Origin of the sequence: Pseudoxanthomonas sp. CF385 (assembly GCF_900104255.1) — a bacterium.
Lineage (GTDB): Bacteria > Pseudomonadota > Gammaproteobacteria > Xanthomonadales > Xanthomonadaceae > Pseudoxanthomonas_A.
Window position 1 is genome coordinate 123,850 of the sequence record NZ_FNKZ01000002.1, and the last position, 15,417, is coordinate 139,266.

The following is a 15,417-nucleotide window of genomic DNA, read 5'->3' on the forward strand; positions in this document are numbered from 1 at the left end:
GCAAGTCGCGATAGGCCGCCGGCGAGCCCGAGATCGCGACTTACGTCGCTCCCACATCAGAGACCCGCGCGGCCAGCAACCGGTCCAGCACCGATTTCAGCGCGAGCGGGCGCACCGGCTTGGCCAGCAGCGGCAGGTCGGCGTCGCGCACGGCGCGGCGCACCGCATCGGTCTGGTCGGCGGTGAGGATCAAACAGGGTCGCCCGCCGTGCGCGGCGCGCAGGCGGTCGGCCAACGCCACGCCGGTATCGCCGTCGTCGAGGTGGTAGTCGAACAACCACAAATCCGCCGGTTGCGCGCGCAACGCGGCGTCCGCGCCCTCGCTCCCCGCCGCCGTGGCGACGCTGCAGCCCCACCCCGCCAGGACCTGCTGCAATGCCGACAGCGCCGCGGGATCGTTGTCGACCGCCAGCACATGGCGCCCCGCCAGCCCAGGCTTGCCGGACGATGCCGGCGACGGTGCCGGCGCCGCCACGCGCACCAGTTCCACCGCGAACACGGCGCCCTGCCCCAACCGACTGCGCAGCGACAACGGCGCCTGCAGCAGCGCGGCGATGCGGTCGGCGATCGACAGTCCCAGGCCCAGGCCCTGCCCCGGGACGTCGTCGCCCCGCCTGAACTCTTCGAAGATGCGCTGCTGCTCGGCTTCGGCGATGCCGGGGCCGGTATCCCACACCTCAACGCGCAGGCGATCGCCACGCCGGCGCACGCCCAGCAGCACGCCGCCGCGCACGGTGTAGCGCACCGCGTTGGCGAGGAAGTTCTGCAGGATGCGCCGCAGCAACTGCGGGTCCGTATGCACCCAGGCGCGCGTGGGCACGATGGCGAACGACAGGCCGCGCTCGTGGGCGAGCACGCGGAACTCGGACGCCAGCGGTTCCAGCACTTCCATCAACGGCAGGTCGCGCGGCTCCGGCAGCAGGCCGCCGGCCTCCAGCCGCGACATGTCCAGCAGGCCGGTCAGCAGGTCCGTGGTCGAATCCAGTGCGCCCCGCACCTGCAGCGCGGTATCGCGCTGGCGCGCTTCGGGCAGCTGCTGAGACAGCGCATCGGTGAACAGTTGGGCGGCGTGCAGCGGTTGCAGCAGGTCGTGGCCGATGGCGGTCAGGAAGCGGCTCTTCGCATCGTTCGCGTGCTCGGCTTCGCGCTTGGCGGTCTCCAGCAGCGCGGTGCGCTCGGCGACGCGCTGCTCCAGCGTCTCGTTCGCCTGCTTGAGCTGGCGTTCGGCCTGGCGCGAGGCGGTCACGTCGGTGTACGTGGCGACGAATCCACCGCCCGGCATCGGGTTGCCGCGGATCTCGACGATGCTGCCGTCGGGAAACACACGTTCGGTGAGATGCGGCGTGCCTGCCCGCATGAATGCAAGGCGCCGTTCCAGCGCGCGTTCGTCCTGCCCACGCTGCGGCATGCGCGCCAACGCCCAGCGCGTGAGCTCGGCGATCGGGCGTCCCACCTGCAGCAACTCCGCGGGAAAACCGAACATCTCGCGGTAGCGGCGGTTCCAGGCGACCAGGCGCTGCTCGCGGTCGATCACGCTGATGCCCTGGCTCATGTTCTGCAGCGCGGCCTCCAGCACCTGCTGGTTGAAGCGCAGATCCTGCGACACCTCGCCGACGATCGCGGCCACGGTGTCCAGGTCGCCGCTTTCGCGCCGCGCGGCGTCCAGCAGCAGACGCGCCGAAGCCGAACCGAGCACGGCGGAGAGTTCGCGCTCCAGCTGCGCTTCGATCACGCCGGGCACCGGCCCGCTGCGCGGCGCGTCGGCGAGCAGTTCCTCCACCCGTTCGCGCGGCAGGAACCGGCGACCCGCATCGCGCAGGGTCTTGCTGTCGAAGCCGCGGCTGTCGGCGCGACGCGGCGCGTTACCGCGCCATCCCATCACCAGCAACGTCACCGCCGTGCCGCAGAACAGGCTCACGCCCACCGCGCGCCCCAGCCGGCTCCAGCCGGTCAGGCCGAAGAAGCCGTCGGGCGAGAGACCGGCGATGCCGAACGGGCCGTCCTGCAGCCATGCCGGCGCCAGTCCCCGCGCATCCATCGTCACCGGCAGCAGCAACAGCCAGCCCCACACCAGGAAGCCCACGACGATGCCCGCGATCACGGCGCGTGGCGGCGTCTGCGGGCGCCAGATCGCGAATCCCAGCGCAGGCGCCAGTGTGGCCAGCGCCGAGAACGAGACCGCACCCACGTCGGCCAGCGCATCGTTGCCGGCGACCAGACGGCTGTAGGCCCATGCGAGCAGCATCACCGCGACGATGCCGATGCGTCGCTGCGCCAGTACCGCGCCGCGCAGGTCGCCGCCGGTGCCGCGCAACCAACCGCCGCGCAGCAGGCCCGGCGCCAGCCAGTGGTTGCCGATCATCAGGCTCAGCGTCAGCGTGCTGACCACCACCATGCCGGTGGCCGCGCTCAGGCCACCGAGGAAGGCCAGCAGCGCGAGCCCCTGCTGTCCCTGCGAGAGCGGCAGCGCCAACACGTACAGATCGGACGGCACGGCGTCGCCGAACATCGCGCCGCCCGCACGCGCCAACGGTAGCAGCGGCGCCGCCATCAGCACCATGTACAGCGGGAACAACCAGCGCGCCGTGCGCACGTGGCGTTCGTCGCGGCATTCGACCACGCCCACGTGGACCTGGTGCGGCAGGGTGAACATCGCCAGGACGCCGAGCGCCACAAGCGGCAGGAAGCCGTAGGTCGTGGACGGCGGCGCCTGCACCGGCGGCACCTCGGGAAGGTCGGGCAATCCCCACCAGACGAACACGCCCAGCGCCAGCATCGCCGCCAGCTTGAACAGCGACTCGAACGCCATCGCCAGCACCAGCCCGCGGTTGTGCTCCACCGCACTCGCGCGCCGCGTGCCGAACAGCATCGCGAACACCGCCATCGCCAGCGCGACGTACAGCGCGCTGTCCTGCCAGGCCGGCAGCGCGTCGTTGCCCGGCGAGCGCGTCAGCAGCGCGAAGCTCATCGCGACCGCCTTCAGCTGCAGCGCGATGTAGGGAATCAGGCCCAGCGCGGCGACCAGGGTGATGGTGGCGGCCAGCCAGCCGTCCTTGCCCAGGCGCGTCGCGATCAGGTCGGCCAGCGAGGTGGCGTTGGATTCGCGCGCCATCCGCACCAGCTTCACCAGCAGGAAGGCGCCGAACGCATACAGCAGGATGGTGCCCACGAAGGTCGGCGGCAGCGGCCAGCCGTAGCGCGCGGCCTGCGTCACCGTGCCGAAGAAGGTCCACGAGGTGCAGTACACCGCCAGCGACAGCGCGTAGATGTAGGGCCACTGCACCGCCAGCACGCGCGGATGGCGCTCGGCATACAGCGCCGAACCGAACAGCACGCCCAGCCAGAGCAGTCCCGCCAGCACCACCATGCCGACGCTCAGCATCCCCTCGCCCTCCGGTGGTCACGCGCGCGCGTCGGCATCGCGGCAGCATAACGCAGCGACGGCGGGCTTTCGCCCGCCGCCGTTGCGTTCCCGATGCGCGACCGGTGCGTCGTCAGAAGTCGTAGCGCGCGGTCAGGCTGTACTGGCGCGGCGGACCGTAGAAGCCGGTCAGCACGCCGTAGGCGGCGATGTTGTAGCCGGTGGTCCGGTATTCCTCGTCGGCCAGGTTCGTGCCCTGCAGCGACAGGCTCCACGCGTCGTCGAGCTTCCAGATCACGCCGGCGTTGACCAGGCCGTAGCCGTCCTGCTTGATCAACGGGCTGAGGTCGGTGGTCGGCCACACTTCGGACTGGTAGGAGTAGCCCACGCGGGCGGACAGGTTGCCGCCGTTGGCCAGGTCGGTGCGGTACTCCACGTTGATCGCGCCGGAGAACTCCGGTGCATTGGTGAAGTACTGGCTGTCGGCCACGTTGACGCCGCTGGTGATGAACTCGTCGTACTTCGCATCCAGCCAGGCCAGGTTGCCGCTGATCAGCCAGTTGGCGGTCGGCAGGAACTGGTACTCGACCTCCACGCCGTTGACGGTACCCTTGCCGGCGTTGGTGAAGTCGCCGAAGAAGCTCTGCGAGCCGTTCGGCAGCGTGTACGAGGTGAACACCGACAACTGGATGTCCTCGTACTTGTTGTGGAACGCCGACAGGTTCAGGAACAGGCGCTGGTCGAGGAACGACATCTTGCTGCCGATCTCGAAGCTGTCGACCGACTCGTCGTCGAACGGCTCGCCCGAGCGCGGCACCGCCGTGGTGTTGGCGCGGATGTTGTAGCCGCCCGACTTGAAGCCGCGCGACGCCAGGCCGTAGACCATGATGTCCGGGGTGATCTGGTAGTCCAGCGAGACCTTCGGCGAGACGTTCTTGAAGTTGACCGTCTTGTCGAAGTTGGCCGCCGTGCCCCACGACGTCTCGTACTGGGTGTTGGTGTAGAAGCGGTTCAGCGCGACGGCATGCTTGTCTTCGTCCGTATAGCGCGCGCCCACATCCAGCTTCAGGCGGTCGGTCAGGTCGAAGGTCCAGTCGGCGTACAGCGCGACGCTCTTGGTGTTGACCACGCCCTGGGTGTCGCCGAACAGCGGGTTGGTCAGGCTGGTGGCCAGCGCCGGGTTCCAGAAGTAGTTCAGCACCTGGCCGCCGGCATCGCCGTTGAACCAGTACAGGCCCATCACGCCGCGGGCGCGGCCGCCGCCGTCGTAGTTGGCCTGCAGTTCCTGGCTGACCTGGCTGTCGCTGTAGAACGCGCGCACGTCCACCAGCGGCAGCGGCGTGGTGTCGAAGTCGATGTTGGTCTCGGTGTCCGACTCGCGCTTGGCCGCGACGTACTTGAACGCCCAGTTGTCGCTCGGGCGCCAGTTGGCGGTCACCGAGGCGCCCTTCATCTCGGTGTCGTTGATGTTCTTCATGCCGCTACGGATGTCGTAGCGGTCGCTGGTCGGCGGATAGGCCGGGGCCAGCGGGTTCGGCGCCAGCATCTTCGCGCCGCGCACGCCGGACTGGTCGTCCATGTAGTCGAAGGCGAACTGGATGTCGAAATCGTCTTCCGAGTACGCACCCAGCTGCGCACGGATCGCGTTGATCTCCTTGTCGCTGACTTCCTGGCCGGTATACGTGTTCTCGCCGAAGCCATCGCGGTTCATGCTGGCCACCGACACGCGGCCGCGCAGGCCGCTGTCCTTGCCGCCGATCTCGCCGCCCAGCGCGGCCTTGACGTCCAGCTGGTTGTAGTTGCCCACGGTGACCGAGGCGAAGCCGGTAGTCTCCTGCGGCAGGCCGCGCGAGATGTACTTGATCGCGCCGCCGATGGTGTTCTTGCCGTACAGCGTGCCCTGCGGGCCGCGCAGCACTTCGATGCGCTCGACGTCGAACACGTCCAGCAGCGCGCCCTGCGGACGGGCGATGTAGACGTCGTCCAGGTAGATGCCCACGCCCGGGTCCACGCCCCACAGCGGATCGGCCTGGCCCACGCCGCGGATGTAGGCGGTGACGGTGCTGGTGGAGCCGCGCGCCGCGTACACGGTCAGGTTCGGCACCTGCGCGTCCAGGTCGCCCAGGTCCTTGATGTTGAGCTTGTCCAGCGTTTCCGGCGTGAACGCGGTGACGGCCACCGGCACGTCCTGCAGGGTCTCCTCGCGCTTGCGCGCGGTGACCTTGACCGAATCCAGCGTGGTGGCGTTGGTGGCTGGCGTGCTGGCGGCCGGCGTCGCGTCCTGCGCCCATGCCACCGGCACGGACGACAACAGGACGCAGCCGATGGCCAGGCTCAGGTGCTTGCGCTTCATGGGTCTCCCCCTCCCGGGTATGACGTTGGCGGCGGGCGGATGCCGCCGATTGAAGCGAACACTAGGGGGTGGGCCGCGCGGAGGGCATCGTACCTTCGTACAGTGGGACGGCCGGCACGGGCCTGCGGATACTCGCCGCACCGAAACCGGCGCTGGCCGAGGAGTGTGGGATGTCGTTCCTGATCGTGCTGGCCGCACTGTGTTTCCTGATGTTCGTGGCCTACCGCGGCTACAGCGTCATCCTGTTCGCGCCGATCGCGGCGCTGGGCGCGGTGCTGCTGACCGACCCGTCGCTGGTCGCGCCGATGTTCACCGGCCTCTTCATGGACAAGATGGTCGGCTTCCTGAAGCTGTACTTCCCGGTATTCCTGCTGGGCGCCGTGTTCGGCAAGCTGATCGAGATCTCGGGCTTCTCCAAGGCGATCGTGGCGGCGACCATCAAGGTGGTCGGCGCGCAGCGCGCGATGCTGTCCATCGTGCTGGTGTGCGCGCTGCTGACCTACGGCGGCGTGTCGCTGTTCGTGGTGGTGTTCGCGGTGTACCCGTTCGCGGCGGAACTGTTCCGCCAGAGCGACATCCCCAAGCGGCTCGTGCCCGGCACCATCGCCCTGGGCGCCTTCACCTTCACCATGGACGCGCTGCCGGGCACGCCGCAGATCCAGAACATCATTCCCGCCTCGTTCTTCGGTACCACCGGCTGGGCCGCACCCGTGCTGGGCACGATCGGCGGCGTGTTCATCCTGATCGTCGGCATGAGCTACCTGGAGTGGCGCCGCCGCGTGGCCGCGCGCAACGGCGAGGGCTACGCCGGCACCGACGAGCTGCGCAACGAGCCCGAGCCCTTCAAGGGCGACCGCCTGGCGCATCCGCTGATCGCGATCCTGCCGCTGCTGCTGGTGGGCGTGGCGAACTTCCTGTTCACCCGCTGGATCCCCGGCTTCTACGGCGACAGCCAGTCCTTCGTCCCGGCCGTCATCGGCAATCCGGCGCCGGTGGTGCAGGAGGTCTCGAAGGTCGCCGCGATCTGGGCCGTGCAGGGCGCGCTGCTGGTCGGCATCGTCTCGGTGATCGTGTTCGCGTGGAAGCCCGTGCTCGCCAGCTTCGCGGAGGGCACCAAGAGCGCCATCGGCGGCGCCCTGCTGGCTTCGATGAACACCGCTTCCGAATACGGTTTCGGCGCCGTCATCGCCGCCCTGCCCGGCTTCCTGGTCGTGGCCAATGCGCTGCAGGCCATCCCCAATCCGCTGGTCAACGAGGCGATCTCGGTCACCGCGCTGGCCGGCATCACCGGCTCGGCCTCGGGCGGCATGAGCATTGCGCTGGCGGCCATGGCCGACAGCTTCATCGCCAACGCTAATGCGGCCGGCATCCCGATGGACGTGCTGCATCGCGTGGCCTCGATGGCCTCGGGCGGTATGGACACCCTGCCCCACAATGGTGCGGTGATCACCCTGCTCGCCGTCACCGGCCTGAGCCACCGGCAGTCGTACAAGGACATCTTCGCCATCACCCTGATCAAGACCGCGGCCGTGTTCGTGGTGATCGGCGTGTTCTACGCCACAGGTCTGGTCTGAAACAGCGCCCGGCGTGACCGGGCTGTGCGCGCGGTCGCATACACCGTGCAGGTCTTGGCCAATACTCCCGCCATTCTGGGGAATGTGGGAAACACCGCATGGCGCGCTATACCCTCCCGTGGCGCCGGTTCGCCGCGCGCGGCCCGATCCGCCGGACCGCGGCCGGTCCGGTCGCGCGTCGTGACGTGGAACGCGATACGCCCTCACTGAGGCCCGCGGCCGATCTGGGCACCCAGGTCCGGCAGCGCTTCGGCCGCCTGTATGGCTGGAAGGGCGGCGAGCAGCCCAGCCCCAAAGACACCACGGCCGCGCCGGAGGCGACCGCCACCGTCGACACCGGCGGCCGCGTGGCGGCGGGACAGACGACGCCGCGCCTGATGACGATGGCGCGTCCGCCGTTCGCGGTGCAGGCGCTGAACAACCTCAGCTACGGCGCCACCGCCGCCACCATCGCCGAATTCAACGCCCTGGGCAGCACCGATCGCCAGCGGCTGGCCAACTACGTGGACTGGCAGCTCAACTGGGACGCCATCGACGACAGCGCCGTCACCAACCGTCTCAACGCCGGCGGCTACACCACGCTCAACAAGCCGCTGACCCAGCTCTGGGCGGAGCACGTGGTGCCGGACCCCGAGTACAACACCCGCATGCGCCCGGCCAACGAAGTGCAGCGCGCGGCGTTCGTGCGCGCCGTGTACTCGCGCCGCCAGCTGCGCGAAGTGCTGGTGAACTTCTGGCACGACCACTTCAACGTGCTCGGCACGGACTTCAGCGTCGGCCCGGTGTTCGTGCACTACGACCGCGACGTGATCCGCGCCAACGCCAAGGGCAACTTCCGCACGATGCTCGAGGCCGTCGCCCAGAGCACGGCGATGCTGTATTACCTGGACAACATCAGCAATTCGCGCTCGGGCCCGAACGAGAACTTCGCCCGCGAACTGCTGGAACTGCACACCTTCGGCGCCGAGAACTACCTGGGTTTCATGGACCCGTTCCAGGTGCCGCCGTGCCCGGAGGATCCGGCGTACCCGATCGGCTACACCGACATCGACGTGTACGAGACCTCGGCCGCCTTCACCGGCTGGTCGGCGAAGAACGCGCACTGGCAGTTCCCCGGCGAGAACGACGGCACCTTCGTCTACCGCCAGTCCTGGCACGATGCCGGCCCGAAGTTCCTGCTCGGCATGCTGATCTATCCGGAACAGCCGGCGATGAAGGACGGCCGCGACGTGCTCAACCGCCTGGCCAGCCATCCGCGCGTGGCCAAGTTCATCTGCAAGAAGCTGATCCGCCGCTTCATCGACGACACGCCCCGGCAGGGACTGATCGACAGCGCCGCCGCGATCTTCCGCGCGAACTGGCAGGCGCCGAACCAGATCGAGCTGGTGATGCGCCACATCCTCAACTCCGACGATTTCGTCGCCAGCTTCGGCCGGAAGAACCGCCGGCCGTTCGATGCCTCGGTCGCGGCGATGCGCACCCTGGGGGGCGACTGGACGCTGCGCCTGGACCACAGCCGCAGCAACGACTTCATGTGGCTGTACGGCTTCACCGGCCACGCGCCGTACAACTGGCCGGCGCCGAACGGGTATCCCGACAGCGCGCTGGCGTGGTCCGGTTCCAATTCGTTCGCGATGACCTGGCGCGTGCTGGGCTGGCTGACCGAAAGCAAGGACGGCGAGGTGCCGCTGCATCCCGTGGTCGACACCACGCGCGCCAACGTGCCGGTCGCGAACTGGACCGCCGCCAACATCGTCACCTGGTGGTGCACGCGCCTGCTCGGCTACCAACCGGAAGCGGCGCGCAAGCAGGCGCTGGTCGCGTTCATGGCGCAGAACGGCGATCCCAACACCTACGTCATCACCGACACCAATACGTGGCAGGGCAGCGACCTGAAACGGCACTACAACCACGAGCGCCTGCGCGGTCTGGTGGCGCTGATCCTGATGACTCCCGAATTCATGAGCCGCTGAGGGCAGCCATGCGCGACTTCCAACTGACCCGACGCGAATTCGTCAAAGGCTGCGGCAGCGCCGCCATCGTCAGCGCCACCGGCGGCAGCCTGATGTTCGCCGATCCCGTGGACGCGGCCGTCAACAGCTACGACACCGTCGTGCACCTGTTCCTGCGCGGCGGCCTGGACGGCCTCAACCTGGTGGTGCCCACCGGCGGCGTGGACCGCGGCTTCTACGAGGAAGCGCGCCCCAGCCTGAAAATCGAGACCAGTGGCGCTTACGGCGCGCTGCCGCTCACGCTCTCCGGCGGCGCGGATACCGGCTTCGGCCTGCATCCCTCGGCCACCGGCCTGCGTGATCTGTGGAACGACGGCAAGCTGGCCATCGTCCATGCCTGCGGCATGGCCACCACGGTGACGCGCAGCCACTTCGACGCGCAGCTGTACATCGACCTGGGTACGCCCGGCAAGTACGGTTCGCCGACCGGCTGGATGACGCGCGCGTGGGAAACCCGTCCGGGCGGCACCGGCACGCTGCCTGCGCTGGGCGTCAGCGGCACCCAGCCGGCGGGCCTGATGGGCGCGGTGGACGCGCTCACGATGAGCAGCCCCTCGGACTTCTCCCTCAACACCACCGCCTGGAGCTGGCAGCGCACGCGGTCGGATTCGCCCTCCGGATTGCGCGGCGTGGCCGAGACCGTGGCGTCGCTGTGGAACGGGCAGACCGGCATCGAAGTCAACGGCCGCCGCGCCGACGGCGCGCTGCGTTTGATCGGCCAGCAGGGCTACGCCAGCCTGCCGGCGAGTTGGCCGACCGGCAACTTCGCGCAGCAGCTGTGGACCATCGCGCAAAGCATCCGCTTCAACCTGGGCCTGCGCTACGCCACCCTCGACCTCGGTGGCTGGGACACGCATGAAGGCCAGGGCACCGCGGGCAGCGGCTATCACTTCTACCAGAACAAGATCAACGAACTCTCCGCCGCGCTCGCCGCGTTCTATGCCGAGCTCAACGGCACCGGCGAGATGGCGCGCGTCACTGTGGTGGTGCAGTCCGAATTCGGCCGCCGCGTGCGCGCGAACGCGAACGGCGGCACCGACCACGGCTACGGCAATCCGCTGCTGGTGCTGGGCGGTGCCGTCAACGGCCGTCGCTTCTACGGCAGCTGGCCGGGCCTGAATCCGGAAACGCTCTCGCCCACCTTCGGCGACGTGCCGGTGACCACCGACTACCGCCGCGTCCTTTCGGAAATCCTGATCCGCCGCATGGGCAACGCCAACCTCAGCCAGGTCTTTCCCGGCTATACCGGTTACGCGCCGCTCGGCCTCGTGCAGGGCACCGACCTCGCGCCGAAGCTGGAAGACATCGCCGTGGCCGCATCGATTCCCTCGCTGGCGGTGCCGGGCGCAGCCGCGGCAACGTCCACGGACCATGCCATCGGCGAACGCGTCGTGCCCGACTGGCAGCGTCGTGGTCCGGTGGACCGCACGCTGGTGCGCCGAGAGCGTTGATCCGAAGGCGGCTTGCCCTCGCCGCATCGCCATGGTGAGCTAGGCGCTCGCCATGGATGCCGGGAGATCGCAAGGATGCCTGTGTCGCGCATGTACCGCGGGTTGTCCGCACTGTTGCTGGTGGTCGCCGTAGGCGGACTGGGGTGGTGGCTGGGGCGCACCCAGTCGCCGGACACCCGTGCTTCGGAAACATCGGATTCCCCCACTCGGGAGGCCACGCCCGCTGACTCGGCTGCGCCGTCGCGGCCCCTGACTGCAGGATCGCGGCCGCCCAACCGTCCGTTGCCCGACGCCGCACGGCCCTTGCGCGAGGTGGTCGCCGATCTCCGCGCGCGCGCTGACGCCGGCGAACCGGATGCGGCCTGCCGGCTCGCGGCGGAAATGGAGTACTGCGACCGCATCGCGACGCAGCTGTCCAGTATCTCGGAGGCCATGAGGTCGTCGAACGTCCGCCTGCCTCCCGGCACCGCGATGACGCCCGAGCTGCAGGCCACGATCCGGCAGACACAACAGGCCGTCGCCGCAGGCGCCGAACGCATGCTGGAGGAAAGCGCGCATTGCGAGGGCGTCCCTGCGATCAGTGCCCACCAGCGCCTGCAGTACTGGCGCACCGCGGCGCTGGGCGGCAACGTCGTGGCGATGCGCCACTACGCGGTCGGCAACGCCTTCCGCATGAACGAAACGCTGGAGAACCTCGACAGCCTGCGCGTCTACCAGCGCGAAGCGGAAACCTTCGCAAAGCGCGCGGTCGCCCAAGGCGACCTGCCCACGGTCCTCGCGCTTGCCGCGGCCCACAATCCCGCACAGCCCGGCCGACGCCACCTGCTGGCGCAGGCGGTGACACCGGATCGATCGCAGGCCCTCGCGCTCTACCTGTATGCGCAATCACTGATGCGCGATGAAGCGCGCTTCGCCACGCCGCGGTCGTTCATCGATCAGACCGTGCGCAACCTGGAACAGGATCTGGACGCCGCCTCACTGGCGCGCGCGCGGGCGGAAGCGGCGAACCACCTGCGCGCACAACCGGCACTCCCCGCGGGCGCTCAGGGGGCCGTGTTCGGACATACCCGCGACGTGCAGCGCCAGGAGTGCGGATCGCCCTGACCGTGCGTCGGCCTCAGCCCTTGCGCGCGTGCCAGGCCTTCAGCAGTTCGGCTTCCTTCTCGCGCGGGATGCCCGCACCCAGCTTGGCCTGGCGTTCGGCCGGCAGGCTGCGGAACCACGCCAGCAGGTCCTCCACGGTCGTCGCCAGCGGACGGAACGTCAGCCCCGCCGCGATCGCCCGCTGGTTGCTGACCGCACCGTAGCCCGCATACGGGTTGTCCTTCGACGGCACCCAGATCGGCAGGCCGACCTGCTGCTCGTCGAGGAAGGCCGGCGGCACGTGCGTCAGCGTCATGCCGCCGCCGGTGACGGCCTGGCAGCCGTACAGCATCGCGTCCATCGACAGCGCGTAGTCCGGCCCGCAGGCGTTGAAGGTGCCCAGCGTGCGCGCCTCGGCCAGGCGGATCATCCATTCGCCCAGGTCGCGACCGTCGATGATCTGGATGGGGTCCTGCCCGTCGCCGGGCACCAGGATCTCGCCGCCCTGCGCCACCCGGTGCGGCCAGTAGGTGAAGCGGTCGGTCTCGTCGCGCGGGCCGACGATGTACCCGGGGCGCACGATGGTGACGTTCTTGCCGAACTGCTTGTGCGCTTCGGCTTCGCTCAGCGCCTTCAGCGGGCCGTACAGGTTCTCGATGTCGGCCCGCAGGGTCTGCTGCGTTTCGGCCATCGCGTCCTTGCCCTTGTACTGCGCCAACGGCGAGGTCTCGTTGATGCCCGGCTTGCTGCCGTCGGCGTACACCGAGATGGTGGAGATGAAGAGGTAGTGGTCCACGTTGCCCTTCAGCACCTGGCCCGCATCGCGCACCCAGAACGGCAGGCTGGTGGGGTTGTCGATGCACACGTCCCACTTCCTGCCCTTCAGCGCGGCGAGGTCGCCGGTGTTGCGGTCGCCGTGCAGCTGCTCGACGGCGGACGGCCATTCCGGCGAGGGCCGCTTGCCGCGGTTGAAGAGGGTGACCTTGTGCCCGCGCTTGAGCGCGTACTCGACCTGGAACGGCCCGGTGAAGCCGGTGCCGCCGAGGATCAGGATGTTCAGCGGCTTGGCCGCCTTGCCCACGGGCTTGGCCTCGCTGGCGGCGGAGGCGAACGACGGCAGCGCGGCCGCGGCGGCGGCCAGCGCGCCCAGCTTGAACAGGTCACGACGGGTGGTCATGCGGTGCTCCCCAGCGGTGTCAGGAAACCGACTAGATAGCACCGCCCCGGCCGGCAAACCCCTGCCGGAAGTCGTTGTGACTTCCTGTGAACGGTCGGTATGGCCGGGACGACGCAGGCCGCCCGGGTCCGGAACATCGGCCCGACAGGCTGGCCTTCGACACCTCCCACCTCATGCGCCGACCCCACGTGCAGCGAACTCGTCGACTAGTCGCTCAACGCGACCTGCTGGAACCTCCGCTGCGCCTTGTCCCAAAAATAAAGGGATGACGTACTGCCGAGACGGAAATACTCGATCCCTGTGCTGGAGAGGACCAGACTACGTGCGGGGCCTTCTAGTTCCTGCTGACAGACCGCCTCCGCCTCGGGGCACGCGTAGACCCCGGGTTCCGCCGTGTCGATCCTCATGACGAGACCGACGTTGGCGTAGTCACTCCCCCACGAAATTTCATTGACCCGGATCCAGGCGGGCGCCTCCTTACCCGACATCCGCACCCAGAGCGCTTCAGCATTACTTGTCATGCTTTTCAGGAGCAGCGCGGTGTCATCGCCGCCATCGTCATCCAGGTCCGCAATCACGCTTGTAAACGCTGCTGGCGACTCTGGCAGCATCGGATGCTGAAGTTCTGCGCTGGTCGGCAAGCGCCAACCTTCAGGCAAGTCACTCACCATCGGGCTGACAACCCATCCCATCATCAACACGGAAGCGAGCATGGCCGGACTCCAGAGCTTCGAAGATGCAGTGCGTGCGACAACCAACGGCCCACTCGGCGGGCCTACCGGACGGATGCAGCACTGGCGATGCATGATCGTAGGGGCGGCCGCCCTCGCCCATCAAGTGCGTTGATCCCTCTTGGGGACCCCTGCCCCATGGAGATGCACGATGCCCGCTTCGCAGTCATTGATGACCACCCGCCGCGGTGAATTCCGCACGTTGTACCGGGCGCTGGCCCGCAAGCCGGAGGCGTTCGCCTCCACGCCCATCGTGTTCTGCGAAGGCGATTCCTGGTTCTCCACGCCGCTGTCGATGAACCTGCTGGACTGGCTGGTGTACCCCGCGCCCGAGGATGAGAAGAAAGGCGTACCGCTGTTCGGCGCCGGCGGCCTGTTCTTCCGCACGGAAGACAGCGGCGACCTCGCCGTCGACATGTTCACTGCGCGCGGCATCCGCGATCTGTCCACGTGGTACCGCGGCTTCGAATTCGACCTGGTGCTGATCAGCGCCGGCGGCAACGACTTCGTCGACACCTTCCTGCAGACCACGTTCCGCGGTGCGGCGCCGATGAGCCCGGCCGCGGCGTTCCAGCGCGTCGTGGACACCGGGCGCTACGCCGAGGTACTGGACCGCTACCGCGCCTTCGTCACCGCCTTCCAGGCCATCCGTCCACACACCCCCATCCTGGCGCACACCTACGACTACCCGCGCGAGCTGGGCCGGGCCGCGCAGCTGACGCTGGGCAACCTGGGCGCCGCCGCCCTGCTCAAGAAGGGCGTGGGCCCGTGGATCGGCAACAAGGTGGCGCACGTGCTGCCGCGCATCGAACAGCAGCGCGAATTCGCCCGCCTGCTGATCGACGGCTTCGTCGACCGCGTGCTGGTGCCCCTGCGCGACGACCGCACCACCGGCAAGGTCTTCGACTTCGTCGACCTGCGCGGCGTGCTGACCACCAGCGGCCAATGGTTCGACGAGATGCATCCCACCGGCGCCGGCTTCGCCGCGCTGGCGACGAAGTTCCGCCAGCAGATGCGGGCGAAGCTGGAGATCAAGCTGGGATGACGTTGGGCGTCCTGCGCATTACCTCCGCAGAAACGGCTGCTCGTAGCGCTCGACCTCGTGAGGCCGGAGCACGGCGAGAGCCTCGTCGATCGTGGCAGGTGCAGGATCGCTGACGTAGACCGCGACATCCCGGTACGGCACCCGCAGACAGATCGCGATGCTGGCACCGGTCGAGGTGGCGTAGAACCACCAATCCTCGTCGCCTCCGTAGGTCCTGTGCGTATCCGTCTCGACGTAGGCCGGCTCGCCCAGTTGCGAGCGAAGGTCGCTGCGGACCAGACCTCGCAGCAGGCCGACTTCCCAGAGAGGGAGTGTCAGCGCTTCTCCTGAGATGGCGCGGAGCGCGCTAGCCAAAGGTACACCTCAAGTAGATCGCCCAACCGAAGGCAAGAAACCCGGCGAGCTTGATGACCGCCGTCGCCACATCCTCGGCACCGCGCCGATATGCCAGCACCAGACTGGCGAGAAACGCCGTACCCGCGAAGACGAGGCCGCGGTCGGGCACCAGGCTCGGCGGTTCGGGCAACGAAGACACGGGAGGAATGAGGTAGAAGCACGCAATGCCCACCAGACACAGCTCCAACGCCCGCAGACCCGCCTTTTTCAGTTGAGCGTCGTTCACCGGTAGAC

The 15,417-nt window shown here is 68.6% G+C and carries 11 protein-coding genes; 5 read left to right on the top strand and 6 right to left on the bottom strand.

Going from position 1 to position 15,417, the window contains the following annotated elements; all coding sequences use genetic code 11:
• Positions 1-40: 40 nt before the first annotated feature.
• A complete protein-coding gene (locus BLT45_RS10810; RefSeq protein WP_093299339.1) occupies positions 41-3,382 on the bottom strand; it encodes a hybrid sensor histidine kinase/response regulator in 3,342 nt (1,113 codons plus the stop codon).
• A gap of 112 nt (positions 3,383-3,494) precedes the next feature.
• Complete coding sequence (locus tag BLT45_RS10815; RefSeq protein WP_093299344.1) at positions 3,495-5,714, bottom strand: TonB-dependent receptor; 2,220 nt, start codon at positions 5,712-5,714, stop codon at positions 3,495-3,497.
• Between the two features lie 170 nt (positions 5,715-5,884).
• Here BLT45_RS10815 and BLT45_RS10820 point away from each other — a divergent pair, with 170 nt between their 5' ends.
• The 4 genes from BLT45_RS10820 to BLT45_RS10835 all read left to right on the top strand — a co-directional run bounded on the left by BLT45_RS10820 (position 5,885) and on the right by BLT45_RS10835 (position 11,855).
• Positions 5,885-7,288, top strand: coding sequence for a GntP family permease (locus tag BLT45_RS10820; protein ID WP_093299348.1), 1,404 nt, complete (start codon positions 5,885-5,887; stop codon positions 7,286-7,288).
• Between the two features lie 98 nt (positions 7,289-7,386).
• Positions 7,387-9,261: a DUF1800 domain-containing protein gene (locus BLT45_RS10825; RefSeq protein WP_093299352.1), complete on the top strand. Its 1,875-nt coding sequence runs from the start codon at positions 7,387-7,389 to the stop codon at positions 9,259-9,261.
• Between the two features lie 8 nt (positions 9,262-9,269).
• Complete coding sequence (locus BLT45_RS10830; protein WP_093299357.1) at positions 9,270-10,751, top strand: DUF1501 domain-containing protein; 1,482 nt, start codon at positions 9,270-9,272, stop codon at positions 10,749-10,751.
• A 75-nt stretch (positions 10,752-10,826) separates the two neighbouring features.
• Complete coding sequence (locus BLT45_RS10835; RefSeq protein WP_139188001.1) at positions 10,827-11,855, top strand: hypothetical protein; 1,029 nt, start codon at positions 10,827-10,829, stop codon at positions 11,853-11,855.
• Positions 11,856-11,868: 13 nt separating this feature from the next.
• Here the strand turns inward: BLT45_RS10835 and BLT45_RS10840 are convergent, their stop codons facing one another.
• Positions 11,869-13,011: an NAD-dependent epimerase/dehydratase family protein gene (locus BLT45_RS10840; RefSeq protein ID WP_093299363.1), complete on the bottom strand. Its 1,143-nt coding sequence runs from the start codon at positions 13,009-13,011 to the stop codon at positions 11,869-11,871.
• A gap of 206 nt (positions 13,012-13,217) precedes the next feature.
• On the bottom strand, positions 13,218-13,724 hold the full coding sequence (locus BLT45_RS10845; protein ID WP_093299374.1) for a hypothetical protein: 507 nt from the start codon (positions 13,722-13,724) through the stop codon (positions 13,218-13,220).
• Between the two features lie 190 nt (positions 13,725-13,914).
• Here BLT45_RS10845 and BLT45_RS10850 point away from each other — a divergent pair, with 190 nt between their 5' ends.
• Positions 13,915-14,787: a hypothetical protein gene (locus BLT45_RS10850; protein ID WP_093299378.1), complete on the top strand. Its 873-nt coding sequence runs from the start codon at positions 13,915-13,917 to the stop codon at positions 14,785-14,787.
• A gap of 18 nt (positions 14,788-14,805) precedes the next feature.
• Here the strand turns inward: BLT45_RS10850 and BLT45_RS10855 are convergent, their stop codons facing one another.
• Positions 14,806-15,141, bottom strand: a complete 336-nt coding sequence (locus tag BLT45_RS10855; protein WP_093299383.1) for a hypothetical protein — start codon at positions 15,139-15,141, stop codon at positions 14,806-14,808.
• On the bottom strand, positions 15,134-15,409 hold the full coding sequence (locus BLT45_RS10860) for a hypothetical protein (RefSeq protein WP_093299388.1): 276 nt from the start codon (positions 15,407-15,409) through the stop codon (positions 15,134-15,136). The genes BLT45_RS10855 and BLT45_RS10860 overlap by 8 nt, the downstream gene beginning before the upstream one ends.
• Positions 15,410-15,417: the final 8 nt, after the last annotated feature.

Bases quoted from the DNA above. Each gene is read 5' to 3' on its own strand.
- BLT45_RS10830 (WP_093299357.1), top strand. From the start codon at position 9,270: ATGCGCGACTTCCAACTGACCCGACGCGAATTCGTCAAAGGCTGCGGC.
- BLT45_RS10840 (WP_093299363.1), bottom strand. From the start codon at position 13,011: ATGACCACCCGTCGTGACCTGTTCAAGCTGGGCGCGCTGGCCGCCGCC.
- BLT45_RS10825 (WP_093299352.1), top strand. From the start codon at position 7,387: ATGGCGCGCTATACCCTCCCGTGGCGCCGGTTCGCCGCGCGCGGCCCG.
- BLT45_RS10815 (WP_093299344.1), bottom strand. From the start codon at position 5,714: ATGAAGCGCAAGCACCTGAGCCTGGCCATCGGCTGCGTCCTGTTGTCG.
- BLT45_RS10835 (WP_139188001.1), top strand. From the start codon at position 10,827: ATGCCTGTGTCGCGCATGTACCGCGGGTTGTCCGCACTGTTGCTGGTG.
- BLT45_RS10820 (WP_093299348.1), top strand. From the start codon at position 5,885: ATGTCGTTCCTGATCGTGCTGGCCGCACTGTGTTTCCTGATGTTCGTG.
- BLT45_RS10850 (WP_093299378.1), top strand. From the start codon at position 13,915: ATGACCACCCGCCGCGGTGAATTCCGCACGTTGTACCGGGCGCTGGCC.
- BLT45_RS10810 (WP_093299339.1), bottom strand. From the start codon at position 3,382: ATGCTGAGCGTCGGCATGGTGGTGCTGGCGGGACTGCTCTGGCTGGGC.
- BLT45_RS10845 (WP_093299374.1), bottom strand. From the start codon at position 13,724: ATGCTCGCTTCCGTGTTGATGATGGGATGGGTTGTCAGCCCGATGGTG.